The sequence below is a fragment of the Butyrivibrio sp. ob235 genome (assembly GCF_900109475.1).
Taxonomy (GTDB): Bacteria; Bacillota; Clostridia; order Lachnospirales; family Lachnospiraceae; genus Butyrivibrio.
Window position 1 is genome coordinate 1 of the sequence record NZ_FOBE01000046.1, and the last position, 18106, is coordinate 18106.

Here is an 18106-nt window from a genome sequence, read left to right on the forward strand (position 1 = left end):
CGCAGAACACAGGGAAGCCCTGTTCCGCCTTGACTACCTGGCCAAGACCAAAGGATTCGGCCTGCTCACCGGAAGTCCCGGTAGAGGCAAGACAACTGTCATAAGGCACTGGTCATCATCGCTGAATCCCTCGCTGTATAAAGTTATATATTCAAGTCTTTCCACTCTGACCCCGAATGATTTCTACAGAAATCTTGTTTCAGAGTTTGGCGCCCAGCCTGCATTCAAGAAACCAAGTAATTTCAAAATCATCCAGGAAGAAGTCACACGCCTGTCCGTTGAAAAGAGGAAAACGCCTGTGATCATCATTGATGAAGCGAACTATATCAACAATGCCATCCTTAACGATCTCAAGATTCTTTTTAACTTTGAGATGGATTCCAGGGACAGAGCAGTCATTCTGCTTGCCGGACTTCCGAACCTTAATTCCACACTCGGGCTTGGTATTCATGAACCCCTCAGGCAGAGAATCGTCATGAACTACAACCTTGATGGTGTGACCAAGGAAGAAGGCCGCAGCTATATCTCTGAAAAGCTCAAAGGTGCTGGCTGTAATCAGACCATCTTTGATGATGCAGCAATAGAAGCAATACTCAACGCAGCTGATGGAACTCCGCGTCTCATAAACAAGTACTGTAACGCCAGCCTCCTTATAGGTGACAGCGCCAAAGCTGATCTCATTACAACCGACATCGTCATGCAGGCAGTCAATGACTGCGAACTTGGTTAGGATTACATCCCTCACTCATTTAAAGTGCGTGAGGGATGATTTCATTTATATAATCTGAAAATCAGGTGTCAAACAATCTGACTGAACCCTTTGTCTGACACCCTATGCAGCCTCATTTAAAGTGAAGATTGAGGACTCATTTAATGTGCCGGACAACAACAAGCCTAATAAAAGATTCAACTTTAGAATGATTTAAGCCTGGACTTGAAATAACAATTTCCTTATTTGCTTCCAAAAGATCCTTCTCATAAACACTTTCATATGAATCCATGTCAAAGATAGAATTTGCATCCTGCTTGTCTATAATCGCATTATTCCAAATTTCATACCCTATCTTCTTATAAGCTCTAAGGCGCTTGTGGTACATTTTTTCAAGAACTCGGATATGCGAATCTACGTAATCATATATTATTACTTCCGTCTTTGTCTTATAATCTCTATGTAACCTCCCGGCAAATTGCTCAATATTGCCTTCAGCTGCTGCAGGCATTGCCAGCATCAATGTATCAAGTCTTGGAAAATTAAACCCTTCACCAACATATTTATCAATTGCCACGAGTATTACAGATTCATCATCAGAAGCAGCTCGCATCTGCAATCTCATTTCATCTTTAGCTTTTCTACTTCCTCCGCCTTGCAGAAGGTATACATGATCTGCTTTTCCCTGCAATCTCTGATAAATCAGCTCCGCATGTTCTTTGTATTTGGTTAATACCAGCGGAGTTCTACCATCCTTAATACAGTCTTCCACATCAGATATTATCTGATCATTCCTAGAATCACACTCAATTACAGCCCGGTTTGCGTCTGTTATCTTCAGATCTATAGAACTTACAAGCCTCGTAAATCGAGGATATACAAAATGCGCTATGCCTTGTTTCTGCGCTCTCTCTTTAGCAGTATATCTGAACCGAATAGGTCCAAACTGCATAAACACTTTCTTTTCAAGTCCATCTTCCCGTTTAGGAGTAGCTGTTAATCCATATACATACTTTGCTTTTGCTGCCCCAATTACATCTTCAACCGTCTGCGCTGCTCCATGATGGCACTCATCCATAATTACCATTCCGTAGTTTTCGATAATTGGATTGATTTCATCACCCTTTCCAAGAGAAGAAAAAATAGCAACATCAACTATTCCAGTCATCGAGTCATGCCCGGCATACAGTTTTCCAATCAAGTTTTTTCTCTTTTTAATTCTTCCTGTTTTTGTTTTATATTCAGGTAATTCAGCTTTAATATCTAAGAATCTGCTTAAATCTTCAATCCAGTTCTTCTGAATTTCTGTGTTATGAACAAGAATTAGTGTATTCACCTTTCTTTGGGCAATTAAATATGCACCTACAACCGTTTTCCCAAAAGATGTCGTGGCTGCTAGTACACCGTTGTTGTGCTCCAAAATTGCTTGTGCACCTCTCATCTGTTCCTCATATAAAGCACCATTGAAAGAAACATCTAAAGGAGTTCCCTTACATCTGTTATCAGTAAGAGAAAATGGAATTCCAGATGCATTTAATTTTTCAATTAGTGAATCTAAAAGAGCTCTCGGAATACAAATATAATCTCCATCATCATAACCACAAGAAATGATTCTAGACATACCTTGCGTTGAAAAGCCCATACCTGCAGTCTTATAGAACTCCGAATTGCTAAATGCAGCCATTCTCCTTATAGCATTCTGCATTTTATATTGCATTCCTTTTGAATTAATGTATATCTTATCAGAAATGATGATTTCTACTACGGAAGGTGCATCTTCCTTACAAAAAGAAAGTTTCACTTTTTCCCAAGGCTTCTGTTTTCTCGCCATGGTATCATCTGCATCTTCATCAAAATCATTACATAGGCCCCCTAATAAGCCATCTGCTCCCCAGGCCTTTATCTTTTCTTCAACAATCTCTTTAGAGATTCTTTTAACATTCTTGAGGCACTCCCATTGATCCGGATATGCATTCCAGTTTTCATCTATGAAAGCACTATTCCCCGCCTGTAAAGCCAGTCCCTGTAATGGCAGCGCTATCAGATTTCCTAATCCAGATCTCCCAGTCTTTGCATTAATCGGAATATGGTCCTGAGCTGGGAGCATTCTGTCGTAATATGTGAATTTTTTCATATTAACAGATTCGGCACCTTTGGTTAGCAAAGCAGTTCCAAATCTTCTTGCTGTAGATGCCAATATCGGCTTTTCAAAGAATATCCAAAAATGGGCTCCCTTGCCAGATCTTGAGCGCTCAACTAAAATCGGCACGTCATTGTCTTCACATATCTTCCTAAATGTGTTTACTTCAATCATCCATTCAGAATCAGGATTTGCCCAATCATCACCACAAACATCATCATTATGACAATCAAAGTCAAACACAAGAAAGTTTATAGTTTCATCAAGAAGTAGCGGGTATACTCCTAATACATCCGATGCATCTTCCTTCTTTCCTCTCAGATGCTCATACACTACTTCATCAGTCAATTCCTTATAATTCGGGTTTTTACATTCACCACATGAAAACTTTGGATTATTCCTCTTTGGGCATAATCCATCCTTCCAGAAATACCAACACTGAGTATAATAGCTATGCTTACCCGTTTTCTTATTGACTTTTCCATAACGCAAACAATAAACATCACTTCGTCCGTTAAACAAGTTGCGGAAGAATTTAATTCGATGCTTGGTTATTTCCAAAGGGCTGATTCTTGCTCCTTGATTATCGTCAAATAGAATGTTCTTATCCGGAGATAGATCTTCAATATTCTTTGCTTCTTTTCTATAAGTAATACCAACCTCATCGAGCAAACTATGCAAATAATCTATCTCTTTTTCAAGTTGATTGATTCGTGAAATATATTGATCTTCGTTCATATACGTTATCTCTTCAAATATCCTTCCATTTGTCAAAAATGGGTACGGCATAAGCCATACCCACAAAATATCATTTTAATTTCTTTTGCCATTCATCAGCGACCCTAATGACATGTGCTATAGTATCTCTCCTGATAACGCTTGTTGGATAATATCTGGACACCACTTCCCAGGATGTAATCATCTTAGCCTTTTTACAAATAAAATCAGGTACATCAACGCCATTTTGTTGGGCTAAAATTACAAGTTTTGTAATATCATGTCCCCAAGGCTGTCCTCCCGTTTTTAGAGAAATAGCATACTTTAAAGTTTTCTCTACACCCTGCTGAGTCAAATAGGCAGCCTGATGCTTTTGATACTTATCATCACTGTTAACAAGGTTCTTAGCAGTTTTTATATCAGCTTTTGCAATTGATAACAAAGTATTCCCCATTACGCAGCCTGCCTTTTATAAATAATCTGTCCCTTCTCCGCTAATTCCTTGCAGATAGGAGCTTTTTCTTTTTTCTGATAAATTTCATCAATAGATTTAAAATATAGGAAATCATATTCCTGGGCAAAATCCAAAAGATACAAGTCCTTCATAAATTCGTTAAAGGATTTTCTATCACTAAGCGCATTGACTGTTTTCTTACTGATGATAACAATATCTATGTCAGATTTTTCTTTACATCTCTCTTCCAACACGGATCCAAACAGCATAATAGCATCAATATCCGGGCACTTTTTTGCTGTACTAATGATGTGCCTGATAATCTCAGCTTTATAATCCGCAACCATTACGGATGAATCATAATTTGTATTAACTTTGATAAGTTTGCACATAAATGATCACCACCTATCCATCAATAACTATGATTTATAGCCTTATTATACCTTACAAACATCGTAAAAAAAAGAGAAGCACTTACGCTTCTCTCTTACTGCCGGCGACCGGGATCGAACTTTCCTGCGTCTTGCAAACACTGATAGAAAGGAGGCTGGCGGTTTCACTTTGTTTTCTGAACCCACTTTTGAACCTTGTTTCTGCATCAACTTGGTAAAGAATTTATGCTTTTGGATAATGCGAATATTCACTTATTCCGGTGAGTGCCTCTATAGCCTCCGCATCCCAAAATGCGTTCTCCCATCGGTAATAAACATCTTTTCGCTTCTTAAAGATCCTAAACGGTTTTTCTGAATTGTCATAAATATGTAGGATATCACATATCTGCACCAGTTCTGGAACAAGAGCCAAAGCCTTGTCGTATCTGGATCTAATTTTATCTTCTGGGACTCCATGTCCACCAGATGCCTCTCTTACCTTCACTCTGGCTATGTTGATTTCCGAAGATGCTGTTAGAACATAGATTCCTCTAATAAAATAGTCATTTTCCTTGGCTCTTTTCAGAAGATTTAGATTTCTTTCAGTCGACAATACAGTCTCAAATGTGAAATCTATTTTGTCAGAAAGGGCTTTTTCCCTTAGTTCTTCAGCTTTAATAGCTGCTTCCATATCAGTACACAGGCTAGACTTCTTGATATCATCAGCATTGATATATATGCCAACAGTTTTTGCCATCCTTGTGATTGTGGATTTTCCACTTCCATTAGGCCCAGCAAAAACCATGACTTCAGGAAGCATAATTTTCTCCTGGTCAGACATATTCTTTCCTCCCATCCGGATAAAGTAAATATGCCTTCTTTAGCTCAGCATCATATCCTGATGTAGGAAGTCCTTTTATCTTTCTAATCTCTTCATCAATGCGAACAGATTCAATAAATCTCTGAGTTAGTTCATCATCAGAAATTCCACATGTATAATCCAATTCATTTTTTTCTTTTATATCACTCATAAAAGCTTGCACCTCATTTATAGCTTCAATCGTTAGCTATATTATACCTTACTGATACAGCAAAAAAAAGAGAAGCTCTTACGCTTCTCTCTTACTGCCGGCGACCGGGATCGAACTCTCTGGCGTCTGGCAAATCCAGTAAGAAAGGGGAGTTCTGGTCTCGTATTTTCTTTTGAACCACTTTTTGAACCACTTTGTCAAATGGACAAATGCCATAAAAAATGAATAATCATATTCTATATTCTTTCGACCTCAGGAATGACTCAAAACTTAAATAGTATTCATCCATTTTCTGCTTCGAAACATAAATACAGATATTACAAATCTCACCAACTCTTCCTGAGAAAGAATGAAGTACACCAGCACAATGGGAAGCCTTAAATACAGTCCTGTGAAAAGAGCCAGTGGCACCCCGACAAGCCATGTTCCCAGTATATCTATTATCATGATATATTTGGTCCTGCCACCGCTTCTTATAATGCCGCCTCCAAGTATCATGTTCTGAACCTTGACCGGCATAAGTACTGCAAAAGCAAGCAGAATTTCAGCTCCAATACGGCGCACGTCACCGCTCACATTGAAGATACCTACATATTGATAGCGTAGTATTACCAGCATCATGGAAAAGAAAACAGTACCAATAAATCCATAAATGCAGAGTTTCTTAGACTCCTCATAGGCTTTTTTGTATTCTCTCTCACCAAGTCTTTTTCCAATTAGAATCCCTGCCGCTTGAGCAAGACCACTCATGGCGCCGATAGTCAGCCCCTGAACAGAACCTGTCAGAGACATACCCGCCAGTTCTTTTGTCCCAATATGACCATAGACAAAGGTATTGACACTCTGCCCTACAGACCACAAAAACTCATTCACAACAACAGGCAGGAGCATTGCAAAATACTGAATATACCCATCTCTTCCAAGTCTTATTGATATGTGCATGTTTTTATAGAGCCTAAAAAGCAGCAAAAGCGAAATTAAAGCACCCGCAAGCTGAGATATGACGCTTGCGATGGCGGCTCCTCTCACTCCCAGCTTGGGCAAACCAAAATTGCCAAATATCAGGCAGTAATTAAAAAGAGTGTTTATGCCTGCAGACAATGCTCCCACATATAACGGCCAAGAAGATCTTCCCCTGCATCTTATTGCAACACCGCAAATGTTACTTATACCCAACGGGATATAGGTGAGTCCTATGAGCTGAAGATAATGTGTTCCTTCAGTGATGACAAGACTATCCTCAGTAAAAAGTACGATAAAGGGTCTGGCAAAAAGGCCTGATATTGCCATGAATAATAAGCCCACGATAAGCATGATAAGTGTATTAACACAAACTGATTTCTCTTCTGCCGGGATATCTTTTTTTCCAATGTACTGAGATATCATAATCCCGGCAATTGTCCCAACTGCGCCAATGACAAATGCATAGATAAAGCTTGGTTTAGCTGCTATCTCCACAGCTGCTATGCTCTTTTCTCCCAGCTGCCCCACCATAATCTGATCAATCATTGAAAATGATGACTGCAGCATGGATTGAAGCGCCACAGGTATGGCTATTTTTGCAACTTCACTTTGAAAAGACTTATCCACTAAAAACTCCTCCGTTCATGCTCATATTTCTGTCAGATTTTGCACGTGCTGGCTACTGACTGAATAGTTACATGTACTGTCTCTTATCACCAGCTTAACCGGAACACTAACGCTCTCAAAAAAGCCCGGATCTGCGATCATTTTCACAAGAAGTTCCATCGCCATCTGAGATCTGGCTTCATTGTTCTGATAGACAGATGTAAGCGCCGGCACCGTCATAAGACTGTCTCTGCCACCATCAAATCCCACCACTGAAATATCGTAAGGAACCCTGATCCCATTCTCAAACAAAATCTTCATCAGATCTATTGCGTAGTAATCAGACACTGCAAAGATTGCCGTATACCTGAGAATCGTCTTTAGTTTCTTTTGATAAAAGATCTTTCGCTTATCCTTATCCATCGGTATCAAAAGAAAGTCTGCTTTTTGCCCCAGCCCATCACAAAGGCCATTGTAGCGATCTAAATCCATACAGACATTATTGTCTGCAATGCACAGCACCTTTTTGTGGCCAAGAGTTCTTAAATACTGACCAACCTGCCTTCCTCCATCAAAATCATCGATACTTATGTTGCTTATTCCGGCATGCTGATCCATATATCCGTCATAAACAACAAAAGGCACTCTCATGTGCTCTCTGAGATCGTGATAATCCTCTGCACAAAACCCAATCACCACAAGGCCATCAATATTCCACATAGTTGAAAAACGGATAATGTCCCGGATATCCTTTGTTTTTCTCAGCATCATAAAATAACCATATGCTTCAATAGAATCAGAAAGTGCGTTGATAGAAGCGCTGATAAACGAGTCTTCAAATACATGTCCTTCATATTTCTCATGATCATTGACGACAACACCTATGATCCTGGAGCTATTCCTTGCAAGGAGTGTCGCCGCCATATTTGGTATATATCCCATCTCCTCAAGCTTGTTCTCAACTCTTTTTACTGTTGCATCTGAAATCTTTTTTGTTTTGCCGTGAAGCACATTGGAAACAGTTGCAGTGCTAAGTCCCAGTTCATTTGCAATATCTATTATCCTGACTTTATTCTCATCCCACATAAAAAAGCGCTCCTTTTGAATTGATTATTCAACAGAAGCGCCGGTTTTGCAATGGGTTAATCGCGTAACCCTCTCTGTATACTCATATATATAATGCATAGCCAAATCAGCATCTCGCATTACATAATAACCACGAATATAAACTTAATAACTGTCACAACAATGATTCTGCTATATTCCGGCTGTGCTCAGCAAGCGCCACCAACGACTTTGAAAACGGCAAAAAATAGCGGCAGCAAATAGTCCAGTAATGTATAAATCATGACCGTGACTATAAAACTACCGCTTCCGTGTTTAATGTTTCATATTCGCAAGTTTATAGTTAGACGCGAAGCTATAAGGGTTAATCTTTACTTACTACCCAAACACCATTGTGACTTGTTCCATTTCTCGAAAGCATTTTCTTTTTCTTCAAAGAAGCAACATAATATTTTACAAGAGTTTCTTTCCAACCTAATTTTTCTGCAGCTTTAACTAAGGTAATTGTTGGTTCTTGTTCCAGTAACTCTAGCAATTGTATTTCTTTGTCGTTGATATCTTGTTTTGAAGATATATCATTTTGGTTAGTATCCGAACTATCTAAACTATCCAAACTATCTAAACTTTCAAAGTAGTCCGGCTGAATTGGTATCGTCACCCATAACACGCGCCTATCTTCATCTGTTTCAAACGTTGCTCTGGGAGAACCATTTCTTTGCAGTCCCTCTTGGATAGTCGGAATCCCGGTGCTGCGTCCTTCGGTAAGATCCAGCTCCTTTAAAAATTCTCCAAGTCTCCTGTTCCGGTACATTTTACTCTTAAATCGCTCACCCTTTTCAATGGTGTCCAAGGATATAGACCTGTCTATTCCGGGAAAGCTGTTAATTTTGATGCAGTCAGGCTCAATCTCGATTTGAACTGGCTCATAGCACATATAGTCCCTGTGATAGAAAGCGTTTACAACAGCCTCTTCAAGTACCTCATACGGATAGCTCATAAATCTGTTTGCCTCCATCCGATCAGGTACCTTCTGAACATACTCTTCAATTACCATGTCCTGCAACTTTTCCATTGTCCTACTTATTATCTGCGGTACGGTTCCCTTTATTGGCGGCACTTCAATAAAGTTTTTGGGATCTTTAATGCTTCCATTAGGGAAGCGCACTATTTCAACCTGCATATATGGGAAGAATTTATCTGCATGATCACAAAACATCATAAGAGCAACATTCTTTATTTTTTCATGCTCAGGTGGTCCTACAAGTAGCTCCATCTGATCAAGTATTTCTCTCACACCAAGCTTTGAAACTTGCTTTGCCAGCTTACTTCCTGTTTTCTTAAGATGATCCTCTAAAAGGATTGGCGATATATCATCTATTGTAGCTTTCTCATTTCCCTGAACATCAAAAGGCTCTCTGGCACACATTGAAAGAAGTTCTCTCTCCTGTTCCAGATTTGCTGCTATTGAACTTGTTCCATATCGGATCATATATTTATAGTTCTTGTCCTTATCCGATGTTACATGCTCAACAGTTTTATATGGTCTCATAACACCGGTTGGAACCCATATAACCATTATATTGTTCCCATCCACCACCTCAGGAATAGGCTTCGCAAAATACAACGGCTGAATTTTATGATTATAATTCAGCATCTCTTTTTGAATCTTATCCACCATATTTTGAGGAATTCCATGAACCGGGCGAACGGCTACTCCGTCTTTCTCTTCAACTCCAACAACTATATATCCACCGCCCAGATTATCAAAGTCATTTGCGTATGCACAAATGCTTCTGTAAATATCATCAGGATTCCAGCCCTTCTTAAATTCAATCCGGTCTGACTCTATATTGTTTTTCTTTAGCAAATCTTCAACATCAAATTCAAGTTCCATCTATGTCATTCCCCTTTTGACTTTTTTCTGCTCTTATAAACATTATACTGATTCTTACATTTGGCACTACAAAATTCTGTTCCCTTTCTCTCCGCTATGTAAAGATCTCCACAATGCTTACAAACACCAATTTTTGTATCGGGATCAGTTAAAAGAAATGAAGCCGACATCTGAATCATTACTGCCAATGAATAAAAATCCCAGATTATAACAGGATGCTTTTCTCCAAGTTCAAGCCTGTATGTAGGGGCAATAGCTCCAAAGGACTTCATTCCTTTTTGCATGAGTTCTTTGGTTTCATCATCCAGAACGTCCTTATCCTTGTAATAAATAAAAGTGGTCATGAATGTAAAGTACCAATCAACAAACTCCTCAGCTATCCAATTATACTTCTCTGCATACTGTTTTTGAAAACTCATAGCTACAGCTCTTGGTGCATCGCCTATAGCCATGGCAGCAGCTATTCCCTCTTTTTCCTTAACATTCCACACTGAGTTTTTTTTCTTTTTTTGGAAATCAAGCTTTTCAAAAGGGAAAAAATGCTTAAGATAATCCTCTGTGGAAAGCGACTCTTCTGTTATGAAATGATTCTTAGGAAAATACACAGATTCATATTCAATGAAGTCTGCCGTGGTAGGAATTGCTGTCATTAAACCAAGAAATCCGTACTTGTTCACAAAATCAAGTATTTGTCTCTTAGCCTCATCACTCCTCTTATCAGTTGCAGCCAATCTTCCAGCCTTAACAGCATCCATTACTATTATCTCAGCATTCCTCATCGGGGAATACATTTCAGCCTTAGCACCTTTGGAAACAACAATGTAAAGCTCCCCATTTTCATTTTCCATATATTCATAACTAGAATAACGCAACCATGGTGCGCTTGTGTGTTCAAACAAATTTCTCATGCCTTTTCTTTTCTCACTCCTTGCTTAAGGAAATATCGTTCGTCAATTGTAAGTGGTAACGACTGCTCTTCCATACATTTCAATGCTTTAGCAAATTCTTTCCTGACCTTGTTTATAGCAGTTTTCCTTGTCCCCCTGACATTACGATCTGTCGTTTTTGTTACCTGAGCATACTCTGATGTGGTGTAATCCCTGATAACAAGATAATAAATAAGTTCCTTTCTGCTTTGCTTTAACTCATCAATGATCTCTGTAAGAAAACCATTAGTCACCAACTGACACATACCTTTTGGATGATCATATATGGTATCGATAAACTCTCCCTTTTGCCTCTGTGCATCAAGAACCTTGTCATAATTAAAGATGCTGGCATTTGATAATTCGCAGCTGTTCCATTCTAAAATACTCTCAGGCCTTCCAATCTCATGAGCTCTTTCTTTTCGTTCTCTGTTATCATCAAGCCTGTTCCAGATATCAATTACTTCATAAAATTCTTTTTCTGTTCTGGCACTTTCTTCAATACGCTTAAGCGCCAAAATTCTTGATTCTCGTTTTAGAAGCTCATCTCTTTCCTCTTCAGTCAGAAATCCCCTCTCTTCAAAAACATCAAGGTCTTTATATTTCCCCATTAAACTATTTCCATATTTTTTTATTTGTTTTCAAAAAACACTTCCGCTTTTGTAACCTGTTTTCTCCTATTAGTGAAAGAGTAATACTTTTTTGCTCAAAATGCTATTACTTTTTCAGTAGTGTTTAGGACAACAACGTTAAGTATATCACAACAGCACTAAGACTACACTAGCTCTTTTCCCTTGCACATAAAGGGCAAGGGCGCACTTCTATACCTCTTTCAGAGGTACGTGCGCTTTGCTCCGCAAAAGTCTATCCGGCTTCGCCGATTTGCGTTCGCTATCGCTCCGGATTTGCTAGGCAAATGTAAAAAAGCAAAAAGAAACTATTAACAAAAAGGCTGCTCAAATCTGAGCAGTCAATGTAAACCACAAAAAGAAAGCGAGGAAATTTTTATGGCAGACAAACCAAGTATTCTTGAACAGCTTCATCCCAATCCCAATCTCGAAAAGTTAAGAAACGAAAAGTTAAAGTGGAAAACAAAAATGGATGAAGCAGAAGTTAAAGTTCACCAGAGTGATCACAAAGTCACTTTGGAAGAAAACCGTATTGAAACAAAAGAAAAAGAATCAAGAGCAGCCCGCACTCACAGGTTATGTACAAGAGCCGGACACATCGAGTTTCTGATTCCCGAAACAAAAGAGCTAACAGATAACCAGTTCATGGAATTCTGTGATGCTCTTTTTTCTTTTCCCGGGATCAGAGCTCACATCGAAAGAATTCTTTTTGATATCAAGTTAAAGGAGATGGACTGATCATGGCAATGTATCACTTCAATGTAACTCAGGTAAGCAGAGGTAAAGGTCAGAGCAGTGTTGCTTCTGCATCTTATATCTCAGGAGAAAGAATCCGTGATGATTATTACGGCAAGACACATGACTACACAAAGAAGGGTGGTGTCCTATATTCAGAGATTCTTTTACCTGACTATGCCCCTGAAAGATTAAAAGACAGGGAGACCTTATGGAACGAAGTTGAAAAAACAGAGAAGCATCCTAAAGCTCAGCTCTGTTACAATTTCAACTTTGCTCTCCAGAATGAACTGACCTATGAAGAAAATCTTGAGACAGCTCAGCGCTTCATCAAAGAAAACTTCCTTGCAAGAGGAATGATTGTTGATTATGCAATTCATAATCCTGTAAGAAAAGATGACATTCCAAATCCTCATGTGCACATGCTAATACCGATAAGACCGCTTAACAAAGATGGAACATGGGGAGAAAAACAGCATCGGGTTTATCTCTTTGATGAAAATAACAAACCTGTTCTCGATGAAAAAGGAAAACAGAAATTCAATGCTGTTCCAACTACTGACTGGGGATCACCTGAAACACTAAGAGAATGGAGAAAAGCTTACGCTGATATTTTCAACGAGGCATTTGAGAAGAAAGGGCTAACCTGTCGGATCGATTCCAGATCTTATGCTGAGATGGGCCTTGATATCCTTCCCACAATCCATGAAGGGCCTCATGTGCGTGCTATGGAAGCAAAAGGTATAAAGACAAATAAGGGCAACCATAACCGCCGTGTGAAGATGTTAAACGTTCTTCTGACCAAGCTGGCAGCAAAGCTAAGTGATATTTTCTCATGGATAAATGAATTTTTGACTGAATGTAAAAAGGAAGATGTCCATGCTCCTGGTCTCTGCTCTCTTCTTAATGACTATTATGATCACCGTTATGATGAAGCCTACAGTCAGAAAGGAAAGATTCGTAATATCAAGGAACGTGCCAGTGTATTTCTTTTCCTTGAAGAGAACAAGATCAGCTCTTTTGATGATCTTAAAGATTTTGTGAGAGCTTCCTATGACAAAGTGAATGCCATGGAAAAAGATATGAGAGAAAAGAAAATTCGTATTGCACAGATCAACAATGTCATGCGCTATCGGGAGATGTACAAAAAATACCTTCCTGTTTACCAGAGTTTGCAGCGAAAAAAGTTCAATTACTACAAGGAAAAATACAAAGATGAGCATTCTAAGGAACTTGATAACTTCTACCTTGCAAGAAGAATGCTGGACAATTTCTGGGGGAATGCGAAATGCGACTGGAATGCTTTGAGCAAAGAACTTGAGCAGCTCACTGATGACCTTAACAAGATGGAACTGACATACGAAGATTTGGAAAAGATTGCCAGCAATGCTTTCAAAATCGAATGTATTACTAAATCCGAGCCAGTAAGAGCACAGGATAGAGATTTGGAACGTACACGGACAAGAAAACGCTCATATGACATGGAAAGATAGGAGCTGGTTACCGTTAGCGACCGTATTTTGGTCGGTTACGGTATCCGCATCCGACCGGACTATGTCAGATAACAAACCGGCGTTATTAAAGGAGGACAATTACAAGTGAATATTTTTAAAGCCATTAAAGAGGCTGTGTCCTGTCGGGATGCAGCTTCTTTTTATGGGATCAAAGTTGGAAGCAGTGGCTTATGCCACTGTCCCTTCCACAATGACAATACCCCCAGCATGAAGGTTGATATCCGCTACTACTGTTTTGGCTGTGGGAAAACAGGTGATGTAATCGATTTTGTTGGAAAGCTTTACGGTCTCAGACCATTTGATGCTGCCAAGAAGATAGCAAATGATTTCAGGATCATCGATTACTATAACCCTATTAACTATACAGGTACAAATAGTAGCCAGTTTTCTTCATCAGGCAATCCCAAGATATCAAAGCCCAATCCTCACATCATACAGCAAAACAATGAATACCAGCTAAAAAGAGCTCTTAACTTATATATACGGGATGCTCTTTTTTCTTTGCATCAGTATCGTGAAAAGCTTCGGACTTTCAAACAGGGTTATGCTCCCAAGTCCATAGAGGAGCTTGACAAGTGCAATTCGCTTTTTGAGGAAGCACTTATGAATCTGGACAAAATTGACTGGATGATAGATGAGCTGACATTCGGAACCAGAACTGAGCAGATTGAATTTATTAACAATTACAAAGGAGAAATTGAACATGTCAAATATAGACTTAGAGAAATTAACAGATGAGCAGATAGCTCAGATAAAAGCAATTCTTACTGCTGATAATACAAATACAGCTTCTGTAAAAGCTAATAACAAAAACGCTAGTGACAACAATAACGACAAGTCTCTTGAAGAACTCTTTGAGCGTGATGCTAAAGGAAATATCAGGCAGAGCAATTATAACTGCCAGCTCGTCCTAAAGCATGACCCACTCTTTGCAGGAGCGATACGTTACAACGAGTTCAGCGACAAGATTGATATTTGCCGTCCTCTGGGATGGAAACGCTATGGTACAGCCTACTGCGACAATGATCTCAATCATATCATAACTTATATCGAATCAATCTACGGCCTGAAAGTAGATAAGCATATCTCAAGAGCAGTGAGTGTTGTTGCCAGTGATAACAGCTATCACCCAATAAGAGAAAAACTGTCATCTCTATCATGGGATGGACAGTCCAGACTCCCCGATGCACTTCATCATTTCCTTGGAGTAGAGAAAACTGAATTATCAACAGCTTCACTTAAAGTCTTCATGTTAGGAGCTGTAGCCAGAGTATTTAATCCCGGATGTAAGTTTGAACTTATGCTCTGCCTTGTAGGCGGTCAGGGAGCAGGTAAATCTACTTTCCTGCGCTTCCTTGCAATGGAAGACAGATATTTTACAGATGATCTCAAAAAGCTCGATGATGACAGAGTTTTCCAGCGCTTACAGGGCCATTGGATTGTAGAGATGCCTGAAATGTTGGCAATCCTAAATGCCAAGGTAGTTGAAGAAACCAAATCTTTCATCAGCAGACAAAGCGACAATTATCGAACTCCCTACGACACGGTAGCAGTCGATCATCCAAGGCAGTGTGTTTTTGCTGGCACATCAAACAAGACACAGTTCCTGCCAATGGATAAGTCCGGTAATAGACGATTTCTTCCTATAGAGGTTCACATGGAAGATGCTGAGTGTCATATTCTTGACGATGAAGAAGCCTCAAGAGCATATATCGAACAGCTATGGGCTGAAATCATGGAAATATACAAATCCGGTGACTATAGACTTACACTTCCAAAAGAATTATATGGTGACCTTCTTATTGCGCAGGATAGGCACTCACCGGAAGATCCTATGGAAACAGCCATCAGAAACTTCCTTGATGATCATGTCCCGCAGTATGTCTGCGTAAAGATGCTGTACAAAGAAGCTCTTGATCATATGAGCTATGATACGCCAGCTCAGTGGGAATCCAATGCAATTGCAGAAATCATGGATCAGAAGATGTCTGATTATAAAAAAATCTCAACACATAGATTTCCTGTTTATGGTACTCAGAAAGCATGGGTACTCATTAAAAAGCCCGAATTTAAGGATATCCCTGCAGGAATGGAATCTGAAGTACCTTTCCTTCAGGAAGAACTTGAATGTTGTAAACCGATAAACCCATAAACCGGGAAAGTATAAAAAAATATTTACAAAAAGCATATGAAATGAAACAACTCTTGGAAAATCAGAGTTTATCAGTTTACAAATCAGTCCTTACCGGGCTGTTTTTTATTGCCTGCAAGCAGGCATATCAACAGAACATCAAACATTTATAAGGCACTTGGTGCGGATATTTTCCGTATCTTGTGCCTTTTTCTATGCAAAAAACGGAGGAAATATGAAAAAAGTAACAACCAAAAAGTTAGCCTGCATCGTAACTGATGCAGATAAAGAAGAATCAAGAAATATATCTCATTTGAAAAATATTGCAAGATTTGATAATCTCGATTCATACGAGACCAGAACAATTTATGAAATGATTTCGAAGAAAAAGACTAAACTTGTCGAGGCTGTCTATAAGACAGCCCATCCCAGAACGAAAGGAGATTTGTTTTATCATCTATCTGATGGCAGATGGAAAAGCCGTAATCCTGACTTCTACGCAAACAGCCGTGAAGAGCTTGTCGAAAAACTCTATGAATACTTTTTTGTTCACACCTTTGAAGAAGTATATCTTGAATGGGTCGATATGCGTATAAGGCATGGAGTTAAATCCAATAAGACAATACAAGAAGATCTGTCCATGTTAAAAAATGTCTTCAAGAATGAGCCTATAGCTGAAATGCAGATAAGCGATATCAAGAAAAGAGATATCAAATATATGTATGAGCGCTGGACTGGTCCGGGTCTTATAACAAGAAAGGCATTTGTTAACCGAAAATCTGCACTTAACGGAGTCTTTACCTTTGCAGCTGAAAATGAATATATTGCGGTTAATTTCATCCCATCTATTGTCACTACAGAGCTCAAATTCAAAGAACCCAATCATCAGAATAAGGCATTCAGAAAAGATGAACGCCAAAAGCTCTTAAAATACCTCAGGACGCTTAAGCAGGACGGTTATACCCTTGCTATCCAACTTGCACTATACTCTACTTTTAGAATTGGAGAATTAAGGGCAATACGTTATGATGACCTTTCAGGTAATACTCTGACAATACGCCATCAGCTTGTAGAAGAATCTGAATATGCTGTCAATACCAAATACCTTAAGGTTGACAAAGCTCCGAGACGAGTAAATGAAAAGCTTCCAAAGGGAAATGCCCACTACTCAGTAAGAGAGATTACTCTTATTTCTGAAGCTGTCGAGATTCTAAATATGGCAAAAGAAATAAACCCTGATGGGGAATATCTCTTTATGTGTCATGGCAGGCCAATCAACAACGACACGTTTAATGAGCGCCTTAGAAAGTATTGTGGTGAAGCAGGTGTTCCATATCTCTCAAGTCACAAACTTCGCTTCACTGTAGCATCAATAATGCGATCATCCGGTGTAGATATTGCATTTTTACAAAAAAATCTTGGTCACTCCAATAGAAGAATGACAGAACACTATATCTATGAAGATGTTGAGGATCCTAAGGATATGGAAGAACAGCTCGGATTGATACTTGGTGTATCATGAGTGATTATGCAAATTTAATGCATAACATTGTGTGCAACTTAAATCGTCTAGATGCTGATATTTACTGAGTTGGACCAAATTTGAACCAGTTTGAACCAAATGTATAAAAAATGAAAGAGGTCGCAAACTCAGATAAAGTCTAAGCTTGCGACCAACACACTACTGCCGGCGACCGGGATCGAACCGGTACGGGTATCGCTACCCACGGGATTTTAAGTCCCGGGCGTCTGCCAGTTCCGCCACGCCGGCATTTTATTGACAAAAAGTCGCTATTATAGCGACTTCTTAAATGGAGCTTCGGGGACTCGAACCCAGGACCGACCGGTTATGAGCCGGTTGCTCTAACCAACTGAGCTAAAGCTCCTTATTGATGACTCCGACGAGGCTCGAACTCGTGTTACCGCCGTGAAAGGGCGATGTCTTAACCACTTGACCACGGAGCCGTGTTCCTGTCTTACAGGTTATTTCGGATTTCTCCGCTTTTTAGCTCCCCAAGTAGGACTCGAACCTACGACACTTCGGTTAACAGCCGAATGCTCTACCGACTGAGCTATTGAGGATTATCTGCCATCTGTATATGGCTTTTCCGTACCTTCAAAACCGAACACTGAATACTCATCTTAAATCCATTTCTCTCTGTTCTATATCCTTTTTGGACAAGCCCTCGACCTATTAGTACACATCAGCTGAACATGTTAC

16 protein-coding genes and 4 tRNA genes are annotated in these 18106 nt (G+C 39.4%); 6 read left to right on the forward strand and 14 right to left on the reverse strand.

Annotated elements, in window-relative coordinates:
* Positions 1 to 730: ExeA family protein (locus BMW61_RS20150; RefSeq protein WP_242876853.1), on the forward strand; the 730-nt coding region annotated here is incomplete at its 5' end.
* Between the two features lie 136 nt (positions 731 to 866).
* On the opposite strand, the gene BMW61_RS20155 is transcribed toward BMW61_RS20150, so the two are convergent.
* From BMW61_RS20155 to BMW61_RS20200, 10 genes are all read right to left on the reverse strand, one after another.
* Complete coding sequence (locus BMW61_RS20155; protein ID WP_091825624.1) at positions 867 to 3587, reverse strand: TOTE conflict system archaeo-eukaryotic primase domain-containing protein; 2721 nt, start codon at positions 3585 to 3587, stop codon at positions 867 to 869.
* A 70-nt stretch (positions 3588 to 3657) separates the two neighbouring features.
* Positions 3658 to 4020 (reverse strand): HEPN domain-containing protein, encoded by a 363-nt coding sequence (locus BMW61_RS20160; RefSeq protein ID WP_026514176.1) that lies wholly within the window; start codon positions 4018 to 4020, stop codon positions 3658 to 3660.
* Positions 4020 to 4412, reverse strand: coding sequence for a nucleotidyltransferase domain-containing protein (locus tag BMW61_RS20165; protein WP_026499344.1), 393 nt, complete (start codon positions 4410 to 4412; stop codon positions 4020 to 4022). Before BMW61_RS20165 ends, BMW61_RS20160 begins: the two co-directional genes overlap by 1 nt.
* Positions 4413 to 4635: 223 nt before the next feature.
* Complete coding sequence (locus BMW61_RS20170) at positions 4636 to 5232, reverse strand: zeta toxin family protein (protein WP_022763412.1); 597 nt, start codon at positions 5230 to 5232, stop codon at positions 4636 to 4638.
* Positions 5225 to 5422 (reverse strand): hypothetical protein, encoded by a 198-nt coding sequence (locus BMW61_RS20175; RefSeq protein WP_022763413.1) that lies wholly within the window; start codon positions 5420 to 5422, stop codon positions 5225 to 5227. Before BMW61_RS20175 ends, BMW61_RS20170 begins: the two co-directional genes overlap by 8 nt.
* A gap of 270 nt (positions 5423 to 5692) precedes the next feature.
* Entirely contained in the window at positions 5693 to 7012 is a 1320-nt protein-coding gene (locus BMW61_RS20180) for an MATE family efflux transporter (RefSeq protein ID WP_242876854.1), read from the reverse strand.
* A gap of 21 nt (positions 7013 to 7033) precedes the next feature.
* On the reverse strand, positions 7034 to 8077 hold the full coding sequence (locus BMW61_RS20185) for a LacI family DNA-binding transcriptional regulator (RefSeq protein WP_091825627.1): 1044 nt from the start codon (positions 8075 to 8077) through the stop codon (positions 7034 to 7036).
* A gap of 343 nt (positions 8078 to 8420) precedes the next feature.
* Positions 8421 to 9950, reverse strand: a complete 1530-nt coding sequence (locus tag BMW61_RS20190) for an RNA-binding domain-containing protein (protein ID WP_091825630.1) — start codon at positions 9948 to 9950, stop codon at positions 8421 to 8423.
* A gap of 5 nt (positions 9951 to 9955) precedes the next feature.
* Positions 9956 to 10858 carry a hypothetical protein gene (locus BMW61_RS20195; RefSeq protein WP_091825633.1) on the reverse strand — a complete coding sequence of 301 codons (903 nt, stop codon included), beginning with the start codon at positions 10856 to 10858 and terminating at the stop codon, positions 9956 to 9958.
* Positions 10855 to 11487, reverse strand: a complete 633-nt coding sequence (locus BMW61_RS20200; protein ID WP_091825635.1) for a hypothetical protein — start codon at positions 11485 to 11487, stop codon at positions 10855 to 10857. The genes BMW61_RS20195 and BMW61_RS20200 overlap by 4 nt, the downstream gene beginning before the upstream one ends.
* 396 nt (positions 11488 to 11883) lie before the next feature.
* On the opposite strand from BMW61_RS20200, the gene BMW61_RS20205 reads away from it, so the two are divergent.
* The 5 genes from BMW61_RS20205 (at position 11884) to BMW61_RS20225 (ending at position 17407) form a co-directional block, all read left to right on the forward strand.
* Positions 11884 to 12243 carry a DUF3847 domain-containing protein gene (locus tag BMW61_RS20205; protein WP_091825638.1) on the forward strand — a complete coding sequence of 120 codons (360 nt, stop codon included), beginning with the start codon at positions 11884 to 11886 and terminating at the stop codon, positions 12241 to 12243.
* 2 nt (positions 12244 to 12245) lie between these two features.
* A complete protein-coding gene (gene mobQ, locus BMW61_RS20210; protein WP_091825641.1) occupies positions 12246 to 13733 on the forward strand; it encodes a MobQ family relaxase in 1488 nt (495 codons plus the stop codon).
* Between the two features lie 105 nt (positions 13734 to 13838).
* Positions 13839 to 14492: a CHC2 zinc finger domain-containing protein gene (locus BMW61_RS20215; protein WP_175475313.1), complete on the forward strand. Its 654-nt coding sequence runs from the start codon at positions 13839 to 13841 to the stop codon at positions 14490 to 14492.
* The gene (locus BMW61_RS20220) at positions 14458 to 15906 is read left to right on the forward strand and encodes a virulence-associated E family protein (RefSeq protein WP_091825647.1); all 1449 of its coding nucleotides are present in this window, start codon (positions 14458 to 14460) and stop codon (positions 15904 to 15906) included. The genes BMW61_RS20215 and BMW61_RS20220 overlap by 35 nt, the downstream gene beginning before the upstream one ends.
* 214 nt (positions 15907 to 16120) lie before the next feature.
* Positions 16121 to 17407, forward strand: coding sequence for a tyrosine-type recombinase/integrase (locus tag BMW61_RS20225; protein ID WP_091825650.1), 1287 nt, complete (start codon positions 16121 to 16123; stop codon positions 17405 to 17407).
* Between the two features lie 163 nt (positions 17408 to 17570).
* Here BMW61_RS20225 and BMW61_RS20230 read toward each other — a convergent pair.
* The 4 genes from BMW61_RS20230 to BMW61_RS20245 all read right to left on the reverse strand — a co-directional run bounded on the left by BMW61_RS20230 (position 17571) and on the right by BMW61_RS20245 (position 17967).
* A tRNA-Leu gene (locus BMW61_RS20230) sits at positions 17571 to 17656 on the reverse strand.
* 41 nt (positions 17657 to 17697) lie between these two features.
* A tRNA-Ile gene (locus BMW61_RS20235) sits at positions 17698 to 17771 on the reverse strand.
* Positions 17772 to 17778: 7 nt separating this feature from the next.
* Positions 17779 to 17850: transfer RNA gene (locus BMW61_RS20240), tRNA-Glu, on the reverse strand.
* 44 nt (positions 17851 to 17894) lie between these two features.
* Positions 17895 to 17967, reverse strand: a tRNA-Asn gene (locus tag BMW61_RS20245).
* Between the last annotated feature and the right edge of the window lie 139 nt (positions 17968 to 18106).